The sequence below is a fragment of the Tamlana sedimenti genome, assembly GCF_038148895.1.
Classification (GTDB): domain Bacteria; phylum Bacteroidota; class Bacteroidia; order Flavobacteriales; family Flavobacteriaceae; genus Tamlana.
On the sequence record NZ_JBBVGQ010000006.1, the window covers coordinates 48,081 to 63,460 of the forward strand.

At 32.9% G+C, this 15,380-nt stretch carries 13 protein-coding genes and 1 tRNA gene; all 14 read left to right on the forward strand.

Features of this window, described 5'->3' with window-relative positions; genetic code table 11:
* Positions 1 to 9: 9 nt before the first annotated feature.
* The 14 genes from WJN01_RS13915 (at position 10) to WJN01_RS13980 (ending at position 15,322) form a co-directional block, all read left to right on the forward strand.
* Entirely contained in the window at positions 10 to 834 is an 825-nt protein-coding gene (locus WJN01_RS13915; RefSeq protein ID WP_445197768.1) for a Two component regulator three Y domain protein, read from the forward strand.
* 71 nt (positions 835 to 905) lie between these two features.
* On the forward strand, positions 906 to 1,088 hold the full coding sequence (locus WJN01_RS13920; protein WP_445197769.1) for a CPXCG motif-containing cysteine-rich protein: 183 nt from the start codon (positions 906 to 908) through the stop codon (positions 1,086 to 1,088).
* A 59-nt stretch (positions 1,089 to 1,147) separates the two neighbouring features.
* A tRNA-Met gene (locus tag WJN01_RS13925) sits at positions 1,148 to 1,220 on the forward strand.
* A 111-nt stretch (positions 1,221 to 1,331) separates the two neighbouring features.
* The gene (locus tag WJN01_RS13930; RefSeq protein WP_445197770.1) at positions 1,332 to 2,627 is read left to right on the forward strand and encodes a tyrosine-type recombinase/integrase; all 1,296 of its coding nucleotides are present in this window, start codon (positions 1,332 to 1,334) and stop codon (positions 2,625 to 2,627) included.
* Positions 2,628 to 3,569 carry a hypothetical protein gene (locus WJN01_RS13935; protein ID WP_445197771.1) on the forward strand — a complete coding sequence of 314 codons (942 nt, stop codon included), beginning with the start codon at positions 2,628 to 2,630 and terminating at the stop codon, positions 3,567 to 3,569.
* 182 nt (positions 3,570 to 3,751) lie between these two features.
* A complete protein-coding gene (locus WJN01_RS13940) occupies positions 3,752 to 4,264 on the forward strand; it encodes a hypothetical protein (RefSeq protein WP_445197772.1) in 513 nt (170 codons plus the stop codon).
* Positions 4,261 to 5,310, forward strand: a complete 1,050-nt coding sequence (locus tag WJN01_RS13945) for an AAA family ATPase (RefSeq protein WP_445197773.1) — start codon at positions 4,261 to 4,263, stop codon at positions 5,308 to 5,310. The genes WJN01_RS13940 and WJN01_RS13945 overlap by 4 nt, the downstream gene beginning before the upstream one ends.
* A gap of 2 nt (positions 5,311 to 5,312) precedes the next feature.
* Entirely contained in the window at positions 5,313 to 5,510 is a 198-nt protein-coding gene (locus WJN01_RS13950; protein ID WP_445197774.1) for a hypothetical protein, read from the forward strand.
* Positions 5,511 to 5,569: 59 nt separating this feature from the next.
* Entirely contained in the window at positions 5,570 to 6,445 is an 876-nt protein-coding gene (locus WJN01_RS13955; protein ID WP_445197775.1) for a DUF6371 domain-containing protein, read from the forward strand.
* 264 nt (positions 6,446 to 6,709) lie between these two features.
* Positions 6,710 to 9,772: a type I restriction endonuclease subunit R gene (locus tag WJN01_RS13960; protein ID WP_445197776.1), complete on the forward strand. Its 3,063-nt coding sequence runs from the start codon at positions 6,710 to 6,712 to the stop codon at positions 9,770 to 9,772.
* Positions 9,773 to 9,775: 3 nt separating this feature from the next.
* On the forward strand, positions 9,776 to 11,398 hold the full coding sequence (locus WJN01_RS13965) for an HsdM family class I SAM-dependent methyltransferase (protein WP_445197777.1): 1,623 nt from the start codon (positions 9,776 to 9,778) through the stop codon (positions 11,396 to 11,398).
* Complete coding sequence (locus WJN01_RS13970) at positions 11,388 to 13,271, forward strand: restriction endonuclease subunit S (protein ID WP_445197778.1); 1,884 nt, start codon at positions 11,388 to 11,390, stop codon at positions 13,269 to 13,271. The genes WJN01_RS13965 and WJN01_RS13970 overlap by 11 nt, the downstream gene beginning before the upstream one ends.
* Before the next feature lie 81 nt (positions 13,272 to 13,352).
* On the forward strand, positions 13,353 to 13,934 hold the full coding sequence (locus WJN01_RS13975) for a DUF4062 domain-containing protein (protein ID WP_445197779.1): 582 nt from the start codon (positions 13,353 to 13,355) through the stop codon (positions 13,932 to 13,934).
* A 2-nt stretch (positions 13,935 to 13,936) separates the two neighbouring features.
* Positions 13,937 to 15,322: an RNA/DNA-binding domain-containing protein gene (locus tag WJN01_RS13980; protein WP_445197780.1), complete on the forward strand. Its 1,386-nt coding sequence runs from the start codon at positions 13,937 to 13,939 to the stop codon at positions 15,320 to 15,322.
* Positions 15,323 to 15,380: the final 58 nt, after the last annotated feature.

Here is a 15,380-nt window from a genome sequence, read left to right on the forward strand (position 1 = left end):
ATCCAAAAAATGAAGACTTTAAAACTTATTGTGGTATGTTTCTTTGTAACGGCTTATTCGTTTGCCAGCATATCTCCAACAGAAAAAGATGCTCTAATCGCTATATATAATGCCACCAACGGTGCTGAGTGGAATTCCACTTGGGACTTAAGCGCATCAGCTGATTCTTGGTATGGTATTAAAGTGGAAGGTGATAAAATTGTTGAAATAAATCTTCAATTCAATAATTTGAATGGTGAGCTTCCTGAAGAAATTGGTAATTTGACCAATTTGAGGGTTATCAATTTAGGTTTCAATAAATTATATGGAACACTTCCTTCAACATTGCAAAATTTAAAAGAGTTAACTGACCTTGAATTATTCATGAATGGTTTTGAAGGTAATATTCCATCAGAATTGGGAGAATTGAAAAAGCTTGAATCTTTAAAATTATACAGCAATAAATTTACTGGAGAAATTCCAAGTTCGTTAATGGGGTTGACAAACCTTAAAGAACTTTTATTGGGGAGCAATTTCCTTTCAGGTCAAATTCCAACAGAGATTTACGCATTATCCAAATTGCAAAAATTAAGTTTGATGGATAACCAAATGGATGGTGAAATTCCTTCTGAAATTGCTCAATTAAGAGATTTGGAAGAACTATTATTGTCAACAAATCAGTTTAGTGGAGATGTGCCAAAGGAGTTTATGAATTTAACTAAGTTAAACACATTTATGGTTAGCGATAATAACTTAAACCAAGAATATATTAGTGTTTCAGGTAAAAATCCTCCAGTGCTTATGAATTTAGAGTTAGAAAGTTCAACTGCTGTAATGGATATTGAAAAAGAATAATTGAAAAGTAAAGTTTATAAATTTTAGTTTGTTAAAGCCATCAAATTTGATGGCTTTTTTTATATTTAAAAATGCTTGAACATTATTTTACTTGTCCGTATTGTTGGGAAAACATTTCTATGTTATTGGATAACTCAGTTCCAAATCAAAAATATATTGAGGATTGCGAGGTTTGTTGTAACCCTATTCAAATTTCTTTACAATTTATTGACTCTGAATTGCAACATTTTCAAGCGGATAGCATTGGGCAATAATATTTTTTCGCAATAATATTGCAGAAACTAAAAAGGATTGTATATTTGCAGTCCAATATCGCGGGATAGAGCAGTAGGTAGCTCGTCGGGCTCATAACCCGAAGGTCACAGGTTCGAGTCCTGTTCCCGCTACAAAGCGAAATGCTAGTAAAATCAACGGATTGTGTACTCACAATCCGTTTTTTTATGTCTTCAATTTTTTTACTTTTACAAAACGTACACAATTCCGTACACGTTTTGCCCATGAAAATCAATTATTCTGAACCTAAATTTTACACTGGTGGTGTTGATGTCAATCAATGGTCTAAGTTGTCAAAAAAAGAACAGAAAGAAGCTTTAGAAAAGGAGTGGTATGTATACTATACATTTAGAAATCCTAAAACAGGCAAGTTAACCCGTCAGACGAATATTAAGGGAGGTGTTAATAAGCATAAAGATAGACGTACACGATTACATTTATTAAATGTTATGAAAGAAAGCCTACTTGTTGTGTTGCGAGAAGGCTTTAATCCATACGAAGATAACAGATCATTAACCGAATATTTACTGGATAAGTTAGATAATAAACAGAAAGCTAAAACTAAAAAGAAAGAAGTAAGGCAAGCTTCGGTAGAAATTGTAGAAGTAGTTGAAGATAACTCTATGACTATAAAAGAGGCCTTTGAACTAGCTTTAGATTTAAAGATGAACATGATGTCTCCCAGTTCTTTTGTGAAGTTTAAAAGCCGTATAAACAACTTTACTAAATGGATTAAATTAGAAGGTTTAAAGGATGTTGATAAAATTACAAGTATTACCAAAAAGCATGTAATACAATATCTAAATGACGTATTACAGCGTACCAGTCCAAGAAACCGAAATAATACGCGAACTGACTTAGCGTCATTTTATCAAGTTTTAGAAGATAATGACGTAGTACTAGAGAACTTTGTAAAAAAGATAAATGTATTAAAGGCTATACCTTCTCGTAATAAAACATACAAGCCAAAGGAACAAGAAGAAATTTTTAAGTATTTAAGAAAATATGATCCTACACTATTCTTATATGTTCAGTTTATATCCTACAATTATTTAAGGCCTATAGAAGTGTGTAGGCTTAAAATAGGAGATATAGATATTCAGGACAAAAAATTATATGTAAAAGCCAAGAACCAGCCAGTAAAGATTAAAATAATACCAGATATATTAATAAAAGAACTTCCTGATTTGTCTCAATTTAGTAAAGAAGACTATTTATTTGCAGAAGCCAATATTGGAGGGCAGTGGGAAACGGAAGAAACGAACAAACGAGATTTTTATACCAAGCGTTTTAAAAAAGTGAAAGATCATTTCGGGTTGGGTGTTGACTATGGTTTATATAGTTTTAGGCACACTTTTATAACTAAATTATATAAGGAAATGGCGAAAAATGCTACCGCTTTTGAAGTAAAAAGCAAATTACAATTAATAACGGGTCATGCTACCATGAAGGCTTTAGAACAATATCTAAGAGATATTGATGCCGAATTACCAGAAGACTATTCAGCATTATTAAAATAGATGAAATACCAACAAGTTTACCAGACTACATACAATAAAACTACAGAGGCAGCCAAAAGATTACTTATAAGATATTTTAAAAAATCAAAAGAAAGGCATAGGCCATTTAATAAAATAAATAATGATTTTTTAAGATGGATAACGCCTTATAGGGAAGCTAAATTTGAGAATAATTTAAAGGCTTCAGAATATGAAGCCTTTTCTCAATTTAGCGAAAGATACACCCTTTACCAAGGCGAACCATCGAAGATACATCAATGGGTATTAGAAGAGGAAGTAAAACAAGCTTATCTCGGAAAGAATTACAAAACGTATAATGCTTTTATTAAAGATTTAGCAATTAACGATGCTTTGAATGAGATATCTAGGCATTACCATATTCATTACAATTACTACGAACTTATTTACGAACAGGAAAAATACCAATACTTTTATTTAAAAGATTTTACTAATATGTCTTACGAAAGTTCTGAAGAATATAAAGAGATGATTGTTGTAAAATACCCGTATAAGGCAAAAGAATTTGAAGCGTCTAATGAGGGTGATAACAATGAAAAAGAACCTTTTAATCAAGATGTAAATCAAAATGTAAGTATTACTGAAAGTATGATAGCAGATTTTAAAGATGATGAACGTATGTTAGTGCTAAGTGTCCTTTATGACTTGGTATCGAAACCAAACCATGGTGTGCAATTACCTGAATTTATTCGAGCTTGTAAAATTGTTGGGTTATATGAAGATTGGTCTGTGTTTAATGATAAAATTCAACAATCTACTATATATCAGATGGCGTATAGGGGGATTGATTACACAACAAATAAAAAATTACAACTGGAAAAAATAAACTCTGTATTATCCAAACTAGAAAGTTTAAAATTAAAGGCTATTTCAGGTAGACTTAGAATGATGAAAACGGAAGTTTCTAATAAATTAAATAAGTAAAAGTCTACTGTTTTAATCAATTTTTTACTAAAAATAAGCTTGATAAGCTTATTTTTTTTGTTTTAAAGTGTTTGTTTTTAGGTTTTTAAGGTTTTCAATCTTCTTTCAACCTTGTTTCAATCCATAGCAAATCACCGGCCCTATCGTCGTAATCTTGCCTAGAATAATAAACCCAATTATCAATGCAAGAAAAAATTAACTTAAGAATTGACCAAGATGTTAAGCTTGGTTTAGAAGAACTAGCCAGAGAGGAAAATCAGACCTTATCTGTGTATTTAAGAACATTGCTTTCCGATCATGTCGAGCAATTTCAAGTGGATTATGATAGTATTCCTGAAGTTGTGTATTTAGACATACCAGCCAAGAAACTAACTAAAGGCTACGAACAAACGTTTGAGTTTACGGCACTTTTGACGTGGCTGTTTTGTAGGTATTCAAATCCTGTTGAACCTGCTAGTAAAGAGGCATTGGAGGGAATTAAAAGTAAGGTGGAGTCTGTAATAAATTCTAGTGGGTTTTCACAAGAATTAAAAATGGAGTTCTTAAAGGTACTTAACGATTTAAATCGGTTTTTGTTAGAGCCCGATTACCAGTATAAGCAGTTTGCGTTTTCTGTTATGGGAAATCATCAATCCTTCAATTATGACCGATTAATTAAAGAGATCTGGTCTCTTGAAAAAAAGCATGAGATATGATAGAGGCTAGACAGAAAGATGAAGCGTTTACAGAAGTTTTAAACGAAATAACTGCCAAAGAAAATAGGCTTCAAGACACATGGTCGAAACAGGGATGCTTAATTGTTAAACCTGCCAATAAATGGATAGAAGAGGCTAAAAACCGTCCAATACCGAATATGCTTTTTAGTGAATTTTGGTATGAAAAAGAACTCTGTATTTTATTTGCCGATACAAACATCGGCAAATCTATTTTAGCTGTGCAAATAGCCGATAGTATAAGCCGCGGTAGACCTGTTTCAGGGTTTAAGCTTCAAACACAGCCTAAAAAGGTTATGTATTTAGACTTCGAATTGTCCGACAAGCAGTTTGAAAATCGTTGCTCCGAAAATTATACTAACCACTATAATTTCACTTCAAATCTACTTAGGGCTGAACTAAACCCTGAATTTGATTTGCCTAAAGATTGTAAAAACATTGAAGATTATTTAACAAAAACACTAGAAAATACAATAGTTAATCAGGGTGTAGAAGTTATAATAGTTGATAACCTTACTTATCTAAAAACCGATAACGAAAGGGCTAAAGATGCTTTAGAGCTCATGAAGTTTTTAAAGTATCTGACTAAAACTAAAGATGTTTCCATTTTAGTTTTAGCGCATACACCCAAAAGAAATGCCTCGAACCCAATAACTAAAAACGATCTGGCAGGAAGCAAGATGTTAATGAATTTTTGCGATAGTTCATTTGCTATTGGTGGCAGTGCGGTAGATCCTGCACTAAGGTATTTAATTCAGATTAAACAGCGTAATACAGAGCATTTATATCATGCGAATAATGTTGTGGTATGTCGTTTATCTAAGGCAGCTAATTTTTTATGCTTTGAGTTTGAAGACTATGGTTTCGAAGAAGATCACTTAAAACAGGGGGCCTATGACACCATTTCTGAACGAGATGAAGTAATGAAGGATTTGATGAGTCAAGGGCTTTCTAACGTTAAAATAGCAGAAGAATTAGGCTTGTCTGAAGGAGCAATAAGAAAACGAAGAAAAGCTTTAGGTCTGTAATTATGAACGCTAACGATGTATATAATGTAGCTAAGGCTCTTCCTAAAGAAGAGCTGGATAAGCTATGTGATATGCTCGCAATTAACTATCAACCCCAAAAGGCTATAAAACCAAAAAAGAAACCATTGCCAGACTTTACGGTAGAAGACGGTATCAGGTATTTGTTAGCCAACCATTTTAATAAAGTAAAAGCCGCTTAAAAAACAACCTCGTACCATTCGTACTTAAAATAGAGTACGAGAAGTACTAATTTAAAATTATGATGTATAAATATTCTTTAGATAAATCGAGTAAAAAGTTTATTTGCCCAAGTTGTGGTAAAAAAACGTTTGTAAAATATGTTGAAGTAGAGACTAATAGCTACCTTGAAGCATCGATTGGACGTTGTGATAGAGAGAGTAAATGTAGTTACCATCTAGCACCTAACGGAAATAAAACATTAGTAACATTAAGTAATCCTGTTATTCAGCCTGAACCTTCGTGTCATGATGATGGTGTGATTGGGGCTTATGGTCGAGATTATAAGAATAACCAAAACCATTTTGTCACTTATTTGCTAAAATATTTCAGAAGTGAAGATGTAATCAAAGCTATTAAAAAGTATCATATCGGGACTAGTACATATTGGGATGGCGCTACAATTTTTTGGCAAGTTGATGAGCAATTGAATGTTTGCGCAGGTAAAGTCATGTTATACGACGAAGTTACAGGTAAGCGAGTAAAACAACCTAAAGTCCGTATAAATTGGATGCATAGGATTTTAGGGATAGATACTTTCGTGTTACAGCAGTGTCTTTTCGGAATGCATAACATAATTGACTACGAGCTAGGTAAAACTGTTTGTATAGTCGAGTCCGAGAAAACAGCCGTTATTTTAAGTATAATATACCCTACGTTCTTATGGTTAGCTACAGGTTCTAAATCTAACCTAAAAGAAGCGCTTTTAAAGCCTTTAAAAAGCTATAATATTACGCTGTTTCCTGATAAGACAGAGTTTAAGGATTGGCATTTGAAATCCCAAAGTTTACGGCGGTTAGGCTACAATATTGAATGTAGTGATTTACTAGAACATAAAAATTTAGATGAAGGTGATGATTTAGTAGATTTTTTGAATTTAGAAGAGCTTGTAGCGTAAGACAAAAAAAGAGTTTCGTGGTACAGATATTACATTAATAAAATGCCTTTTTTAAGGTTTTTAGTGACGTTTGTAACGTTAAATATAGTGTAATACGGCGTAATACAGGTTTTGTAGTACGTAGTTGTTTTTTTGTGATACCTAGTTAGTGGTAAAAAAATGTGTTTTATTACTTCAAAATTATTGTGAAAATTATAGGGATCTGACAGAAAAGATTTATATTTTTATAAACTCCCTACATTAAACTTGAAGTATTAACACTGCATGAACCAAAACGAAGACTCAAGAGTTAAGTTACCAGCTATATTACATCTAACACAATTAGGCTATAAATACCTTTCTTTAAAAGGGGCAAAATGGGATGTTGAAACTAATGTTTTTACTGATATCTTTTTTGAAGCTGTTAGTAGCATTAACCCTAACCTAAATAGCCACGATTTAAATCGGCTATATCAGGATGTTCAATTAGCATTAGAAAATGATGATTTAGGAAAGGTGTTTTACGAAATGCTTACCCAACGTTCTGGAACTCGTCTTATCGACTTTGAGAATTTTGAAAATAACCAATTTCATGTTGTTACTGAGCTAACCTATAAAAACGGCGAGGATGAGTTCAGGCCAGATATAATAGCATTAATAAACGGGATGCCTTTAGTGTTTATTGAAGTTAAAAAGCCAAACAATAGAGATGGTGTTTTAGCAGAACGTAAGCGCATACAGGAACGATTTAGAAATAAGAAGTTTAGAAAGTTTGTAAACATTACCCAGTTTATGATCTTTTCTAACAACATGGAATACGATCCTGAGGAAATTGAACCGTGGCAGGGGGCTTATTATGCGTCACCATCGTATAAAAAACCAATCTTTAATTATTTTAGGGAAGAAATAGGTTTTAACTTGAATAAAGAGTTAAGGCCTTTAGATGAAGTGACGCAGGAGTTTTTATTACAGGACACCAATTACCCCACGTTAAAAAGCAGTCCAGAATTTAATACGAATAAAAACCCTAACTCACCAACTAACAGGGTGCTTACTTCATTGTTAAGTAGAGATCGTTTAAAGTTTATGCTGCAATACGCGTTTGCCTATGTAAGGGAAACAACAGGCTTGCAAAAGCATATCATGCGTTATCCACAGTTTTTTGCAACTAAAGCAATTGAAGAAGCTTTAGATAAGGGTATTAAAAAGGGGATTATTTGGCATACACAAGGTAGTGGTAAAACGGCATTGGCTTATTATAATACACATCATTTAACAGACTACTTTCAGAAACAACATAAAGTACCGAAGTTTTATTTTATTGTAGACCGCTTAGACCTTTTAACCCAAGCTAGAGATGAGTTTACGGCAAGGGGTTTAAAAGTACATACCGTAAATTCAAGAGACGAGTTTGTAAAGGATTTACGAAAGAAAAATGCAGTAAATAACGATAAAGGTATACGAGAAATAACCGTAGTTAACATCCAAAAGTTTAAGGATGATACTCACGTTAGCGCAGCTACCGATTATGATATTAATGTGCAGCGCGTGTATTTCCTTGACGAAGTACATCGTAGTTACAACCCAGAAGGAAGCTTTTTAGCAAATTTGGAGCAAAGTGATAAAAAAGCAATTAAAATAGGGCTAACAGGTACGCCTTTAATTGGTGAGACATTAAAATCTAAATACCTTTTCGGTGATTATATTCATAAGTATTACTACAACAAGTCGATAGCCGATGGTTATACTTTAAAGTTAATTCGTGAAGAAATTGAAACCGAATATAAGGTTATATTAAAGAATGCATTAGATAGCATCGATATTAAAAAGGGGGATATTCAGAAAACAGATGTATATGCACATCCGTCTTTTGTTGAGCCTATGTTAGAATATATTATTAAAGATTTCGAGCAATTTAGAATAAGAAATTCAGATCCGAGTACGGGGGCTATGGTTATTTGCGATAGTGCTGAACAAGCGGAAATGTTGTTTGAAGTTTTTAATAAAAAATATGCTGATGATAGTGGTTTATTAAATGCCGCGGAACCAAACCCTACTTATGGTAAAATAATGACGGAAGAAAGTCGGGCTAAGAAAGCTGCCTTAATTCTTTATAATTCTGGTAGTAAAGAAGAATTAAAGCAATGGCGTGACGATTTTAAAGCAAGTAAAATAGATATTTTATTTGTTTATAATATGTTGTTAACTGGTTTCGACGCTAAACGCCTTAAAAAGCTTTATTTAGGTCGTGTTATTAAAAGCCACAACCTGTTGCAGGCATTAACCCGTGTTAATCGAACATACGAAGACTATAAATATGGTTATGTGGTAGATTTTGCTGATATATCTAAAGAATTTGATAAAACCAACCGTGCGTATTTCGACGAGCTTCAGGAGGTTTTAGGAGATGAAATGGAAAGTTATTCTAATTTATTCATGTCGCGTGAAGAAATGCAGGAAAACATTCAAGAAATTAAAGAAACGTTAGCGGATTTCGACTTAAAAAACACTGAAAATTTCTCTTCGCAGATTTCACAAATAAATAATCGTGGCGAGATGCTTAAAATTAGAAAAGCATTAGAAGAGGCACGATCACTTTATAATGTTATTCGCTTAGTTGGTGAGTATGATTTACTGGAAACCTTGGATTTTAGAACCTTAGGTGCGCTGCGTATCATGGCTTCCGATAGGTTAGCATTATTAAATGCTAAAGAAGCATTACAAAACAATGAAGAAGTTAGTAATTTGCTTAATATTGCACTCGAAGATATCCTGTTTGAATTTAAGAAAACTGGCGAGGCTGAAATGATTTTGGGCGATGCCCTTAAAGATATTTTAAAGAAAACCAGAGAGGCTTTAGGTGGTAATTTCGATACTAAAGATCCTGAATGGGTTAGTTTGTATGACGAGTTGAGGCGTTTGTTTGATAATAAAAACTTAAGCGAGGTTTCACAGGAAGAGATGCAAGCTAATATGAAGTCTTTAAAACAAATTCATGAAGCTATTACCGAACTAAATAGACGCAACAATTTATTAAAGGACAAATACGAAGGTGATAAAAAATATGCCCGTGTACAAAAGCGTTTAATAGAAGCAGGTAAACCTTCAGCGTTAAAAACGGCTATTGTTGAGGCGCTTCAGCACATTAAAGAGCAAACAGATATTAGTGTATTACAACGCAACGATATATTAAATAACGAGAACTATTTTACAAAGCAGGTGGCACGTTTAGTAGATAAAGAGTTTGGTAGCACATTACAACAAGCTTTAGATTACGATACCACAATGTTTATAAGCAATATTATTGTAAAAGAATATTTAGACGAATATTACGATAGAGCCGTATAGATTATGACTGTAGAAACGACCAGAAAACACATTGCCCAGACCAAAGAACTTATAGACGATTTAAAAGCTGTTTGTGCTAATTATGGTTTAGGTAATGATGGGAATGAATTTAAAATTATTACCCAAATTTTTTTGTACAAATACTTGAACGACAAGTTTACATACGAACTTAAAAAGGTAAAACCAGAAATATTTAAGAATGAAGACTGGGTGGAAGCTTTAAAAGCTTTGCCTGAAGATGAGTATAAAAAATTAGAGTTTCAGATAGAAAGCGATATAGCCTTCCTAAAGCCAGAACATTTTATCCCATACTTATTCAATAGACAGGATCAGCCTGATTTCGCTAAGCGTCTTGATGAAACCTTGTTAGATATAGCGGCCACAAATAATGATTTGTTCGCAGTAAACACACCTGATGGTGTTAAAATTAGGTTGTTCGAGCCTATTACCGAATATGTAAGTAGTAAGCGTGATGCCTTTGCAAAAGCTTTGATTAATAAGCTTGTAAATGATATCAACTTTGAAGATGTCATGACAGAAGGCTTTGACTTTTTCTCAACCATCTTCGAATATTTAATTAAAGATTACAATAACGATGCAGGGGGTAAGTACGCAGAGTATTATACGCCGCATGCAGTATCTAAAATAATGGCGGCTATTTTGGTGCCAGAACCCGTTGAAAATGTGACGATTTTCGACCCCAGTGCGGGGTCGGGAACTTTATTAATGACCCTAGCACACGCTATTGGTGCTAATAAGTGTACGGTGTATTCACAAGATATTTCACAGAAGTCTTCCAATTTGCTCAGGTTAAACCTTGTTTTAAACAATTTAGTTCATAGTATACAAAATGTGATACAAGGTAATACAATGACTACCCCGTATCATAGAAATAAAACCTTTAATTATATTGTTAGTAATCCACCATTTAAGCTGGATTTTAGTGACGATATAGATGAACTTAATAAAAAAGTAAATCAAGAGCGTTTTTTTGTAGGTATTCCAAACGTGCCCAAAAAGGAGAAAAATAAAATGTCTATTTATAGCTTGTTTTTACAGCATATCATGCATAGTCTAGACAAGAATAATGGAAAGGCGGCAATAGTGGTGCCTACAGGCTTTATTACGGCGCAGTCAGGTATTGATAAGCGGATAAGAGAGCAAATGATTATGAGAAATATGTTAGCGGGTGTTGTAAGTATGCCTAGTAATATTTTTGCAACCACAGGAACCAATGTATCTATAGTATTTTTAGATACACAGAATGATGGTAATGTAGTTTTGATAGATGCCAGTAATTTGGGTAGAACGGTTAAGGAATTGAAAAACCAAAAAACGGTTTTAGATCTGCAAGAAGAAGAACAAATTATAAACACATTTATAAATAAAAAAAGTTTAGATGATTTTTCGGTAGTAGTGTCTTACGATGAAATTAAAGCTAAAAATTACAGTTTAAGTGCTGGTCAGTATTTTGAAATTAAAATTGAGCATTCAGATATAACGGAAGAAGAGTTTGTGTTAAAAATGGGTGATTTAAGTATGGGAATAGATAGTCTTTTTAAAGAAAGTGAAGAGTTGGAACGAGCTATTCAAAATAATCTTAAATTGATAAGATATGAAGGTTAAATTGAAAGACGTTATTTCTACATTTATTGTCCCCCAAAGGGATAAGCCAAAAGTGTTCGATGGAGATATACCTTGGTGTAGAATTGAAGATATAAATGGTAAATATTTGTATAAAAGTAATTCTAGTCAAAATGTGTCTCAAACAACTGTAGATGCAATGAATTTAAGGGTTTATCCTGTAAATACTTTGTTGTTTACTTGTAGTGCAACCATAGGAGTTACCGCAATAACTAAAGCAGAGTTATGCACAAACCAAACATTTATAGGATTGGTTCCGTCAAGTAAAATTGATGTAGAGTATTTGTATTATTATTTGTCTAAAATAGGGTCGCAGTTAAAGAAAGCAGCTTCTATAACAACTATTCCTTACATATCTAGAAGTTTCTTTGAAAACCTACAGATTGAAATACCGAATAGTATTTGGGAACAAAGAAAAATATCTAAAGTTCTTTCAGACTTAGATGCTAAAATCGAAGTAAATAACAAAATAAACCAAGAGCTTGAAGCTATGGCTAAAACGCTTTATGACTATTGGTTTGTACAGTTCGATTTTCCTAATGCTAATGGTAGGCCGTATAAGTCATCAGGCGGTAAAATGGTATATAATGAGGTTTTAAAGCGAGACATACCTAAAGATTGGCAGGTCGAGGTAATAACAAAAAGTTGTGATATAGTTGATTGCCTACATTCCAAGAAGCCTGAGCAAGTAGAAGAAAGTAGTTGCTTTCTATTACAGTTGGAAAACATAAAGGATAATGGCATAGTAGATGTAACTAATAAGTACAAGGTTAGCGCTGACGATTATGCTACGTGGACATCAAGAATTGAAGTTGAAGAAGATGATATTTTAATGACGAATGCTGGGCGTGTCGCTGCTAATGCGCAAATTCCTAAGGGTTTAAAAACAGGGATAGGCAGAAATATAACTGCTATTCGTCCTAAAAATATTAACCCTACATATCTTTTCTTATCAATAAGGGGGCTTCATGTTCAAGAACAAATTTTTTCTAACACAGATGTAGGCTCGTTTTTTAAAAGTTTTAATGTAAAGAGCATTAAAAAATTAGAAATTATTAGACCTTTTATCAATATAGAAGATGAATTTGAAAAAATTGTTAGGCCATTACGTGATAAACGAGAATTGAACCAACAGCAGAACCAAAAGTTAACCGAGTTGCGTGATTGGTTATTACCTATGTTAATGAATGGGCAGGTAACCGTAAGTGAAGCAAAAGAACAGTTGGGTATGGTTGCTGAAGCTGGTGCTGCTTATGAGCGAGATAAAGAGGCTATAGATAGCTTGTTTGATAAAATTAATTACGATTATGAAGTAGGGGTAGTAGTATTACTTACACGACAAATTTTAGATAGAACGTACGGAAAAAAGTATGTTCACAAAATGTTGAGTAATATACAGTTTTTGGAAGAGTTGCCTGTATTTAAAGATTTGGCTTTCAAAGAAAACGGTTGGGGTATGCATAGTAAAGTATTGGATAAGACCATAGCTAACCAGAAGTATGTTTATTTTGAAGACTTAGGAAATGAGCGAAGTGTTCTAAATTTTAATTTCAAACATATAAAAGAGGTGTCCATCTGGATGCAAAAGGACGATTATAGTAAAGATTTTGTTCTTAAGGTAGAAAACATGTTAAAGATATACCAAAAGTCGCTTATAAATAAGGATATGGATCGTATCGAGCTTTTCAATACAGTGTTGGAATGCATGGCAGTTCTAGAGACAGATGACTTTGAAGCTGTAAGGCGTAAAATGGGTAGCTGGAAAATGCATGAAGAAGGTTATGCAACAAAAGAGGATAAGTTTACCCCATATGAAACCCAGTTAATGATTGATTTTATAAAGGAACTGAAGTAGAAAAAATATTCTTTAAAAGAGAATTAATTAAAAATAGAAAATAACACGATGAGTGTAAAACGTAATAATATTAAAGTATTTGTGGCATCTACGGTCTACAATTTCCAAAGTGATTTAAATAGAATTTATGATCTTTTAGATGGTTTTGGATACGATGTTAAAATGTCTCATAAAGGTACTATTCCTTTAGATAGTAGTGTTTCGTGTGCGGATATGTGTGTTCAGGGGGTTAATGAATGTGATGTTTTTTTGGGCTTTATAAGACCAGATTACGGTTCAGGTGTGTTAGAGCCCGGCGGTAAATCAATAACACATATGGAGTTTGAAACAGCTATGGCAAGAGAGATGCCACGTTTTGTATTATGCGATTATCGGGTTACTTTTACAAGAAGTTTATTTAAGGATAGTTTTATTGTAGAAGATTTTACCCAAAAGAAAATTAAGTTCGACAATATTTCCTTTGATAATTGTAAGGTTATGGATACAAGGTGTGTTAGAATGTACAATGAAGCGATTAAAGATAAGGAGAGACCAGCAAGTAAAAGAACTGGAAATTGGGTTCAAGAATACTATGATTATGATGCAATTAAAATGCATATTGAAAGTCAGTTCAAGCATCCAGATCGTATTCAAAAACTTATAGATAAATCAAAGACTAATTAGTTATGGAAAATATTTCTTTTGTTCAAGAGCTAGTTAAAAAAGCAAACGAGTTTAATGTAAAGTTTTTTAGAGATTTTGATAGTGAATCAATATTAAGATATATATGTGGTTTTTTGAATACTGAGGGGGGATGGATAATTGTTGGTCATACAGGAAAAGAACCTACATATATAAACGGGTTGAGTAATGATTCTGTTGTTTTGTTAAAAAGAGAAGTTAATAGCCGAATTTCACCTCAGTCACTTGTCTATATTGCATATGATTCCGATGAGGAAGAGAATAACTTTGTTTTAATAAATATTTTAAAAGGTTCTAGGCAACCTTATACTTTAGATAAAGTATTTTATATTATAGAAGATAATGTGGCTAAGAAAGCGGATCAAGATGATATTAGCATTATGTTAAGATCTTCTAATGAATATTCTTCGACATGGGAAAAATCAACAGCCTTAGATTGTGGTTTGGAAGATTTAAACAAACATGAAATTCAAAAAACAATTAGAGAAGCTAACAAAGTAAGTAAAGGCAATGTTTTGCCAGAAGATGAGGAAGGTTTCTTAAATTATTTTCAGTTAATAGATTATGGAAGTGTAAAAAACGGTGCGGTGGTGCTTTTTGCTGAGGAGCCAATAAAATTTTTACCTCAATGTAGAATTAGAATTTCTGTTTTACCTGAAGGGAAAACAGGTGATATAATTACCGATATGCATTTAATTGAAGATAATTTATTTGTCGCTTTCATGAAAGTACAGGATTATTTTAGTCTTCACAACCCTTTAGTAAGTCAATTCGATAATTCTAGTTGGAGTAGAAATTCTGAATTAAAATTTCCAAGTGAAGCTTTAGATGAAGCCATTGTAAATGCGATGGTACATCGTGATTATAGTGATATTTCGGGGGAAATAACTATCAATATTTATAAGGATAAGATGGAAATTATTAATTCAGGTGAAATTCCGGAAGATATTGTTAAAGGTAAGTCAAAAATTAGACCACATCATTCTGTGTTAAGAAACCCTACTATTGCTCACATGTTTTATTTAAGAGGAAAAATGGAAAAGTTAGGAAGAGGGTTGACTTTGATTAGAGATCAGTTTGTTAATAGTGGTTATAGAAAGCCCGAATGGACGTTTCAGAGTGGTTATACGACATTGACATTGTTTAGTGAACCTTTGGTTTTAGAATTGAATGAACGGATGTATGCCTATTTAAATAGCTTGAATACTAATACTTTTTCACGAAAGGATTATGAAGTGTTTTTTGATTTTAAAATTTCAGAGAAAACAGCTAGAAATGATTTGTCGAAGCTAGTTGAAGCTGGCTATCTTTCTCAAAAAGGTAAAGGATCGAATACATCTTACATAAGGTTGGAAAAGGAAATTATCTGATGTTTCTGAAATTAGAAGTGCATTTTCTTTCCGGAAATTACCGGATGTTACCGGATGT

What these genes read in the sequence shown, in the direction of transcription:
- WJN01_RS13920 (WP_445197769.1), top strand. Translation starts at nt 906, where the DNA reads ATGCTTGAACATTATTTTACTTGTCCGTATTGTTGGGAAAACATTTCT.
- WJN01_RS13950 (WP_445197774.1), top strand. Translation starts at nt 5,313, where the DNA reads ATGAACGCTAACGATGTATATAATGTAGCTAAGGCTCTTCCTAAAGAA.
- WJN01_RS13940 (WP_445197772.1), top strand. Translation starts at nt 3,752, where the DNA reads ATGCAAGAAAAAATTAACTTAAGAATTGACCAAGATGTTAAGCTTGGT.
- WJN01_RS13960 (WP_445197776.1), top strand. Translation starts at nt 6,710, where the DNA reads ATGAACCAAAACGAAGACTCAAGAGTTAAGTTACCAGCTATATTACAT.
- WJN01_RS13915 (WP_445197768.1), top strand. Translation starts at nt 10, where the DNA reads ATGAAGACTTTAAAACTTATTGTGGTATGTTTCTTTGTAACGGCTTAT.
- WJN01_RS13930 (WP_445197770.1), top strand. Translation starts at nt 1,332, where the DNA reads ATGAAAATCAATTATTCTGAACCTAAATTTTACACTGGTGGTGTTGAT.
- WJN01_RS13980 (WP_445197780.1), top strand. Translation starts at nt 13,937, where the DNA reads ATGGAAAATATTTCTTTTGTTCAAGAGCTAGTTAAAAAAGCAAACGAG.
- WJN01_RS13970 (WP_445197778.1), top strand. Translation starts at nt 11,388, where the DNA reads ATGAAGGTTAAATTGAAAGACGTTATTTCTACATTTATTGTCCCCCAA.
- WJN01_RS13965 (WP_445197777.1), top strand. Translation starts at nt 9,776, where the DNA reads ATGACTGTAGAAACGACCAGAAAACACATTGCCCAGACCAAAGAACTT.
- WJN01_RS13935 (WP_445197771.1), top strand. Translation starts at nt 2,628, where the DNA reads ATGAAATACCAACAAGTTTACCAGACTACATACAATAAAACTACAGAG.
- WJN01_RS13955 (WP_445197775.1), top strand. Translation starts at nt 5,570, where the DNA reads ATGATGTATAAATATTCTTTAGATAAATCGAGTAAAAAGTTTATTTGC.
- WJN01_RS13945 (WP_445197773.1), top strand. Translation starts at nt 4,261, where the DNA reads ATGATAGAGGCTAGACAGAAAGATGAAGCGTTTACAGAAGTTTTAAAC.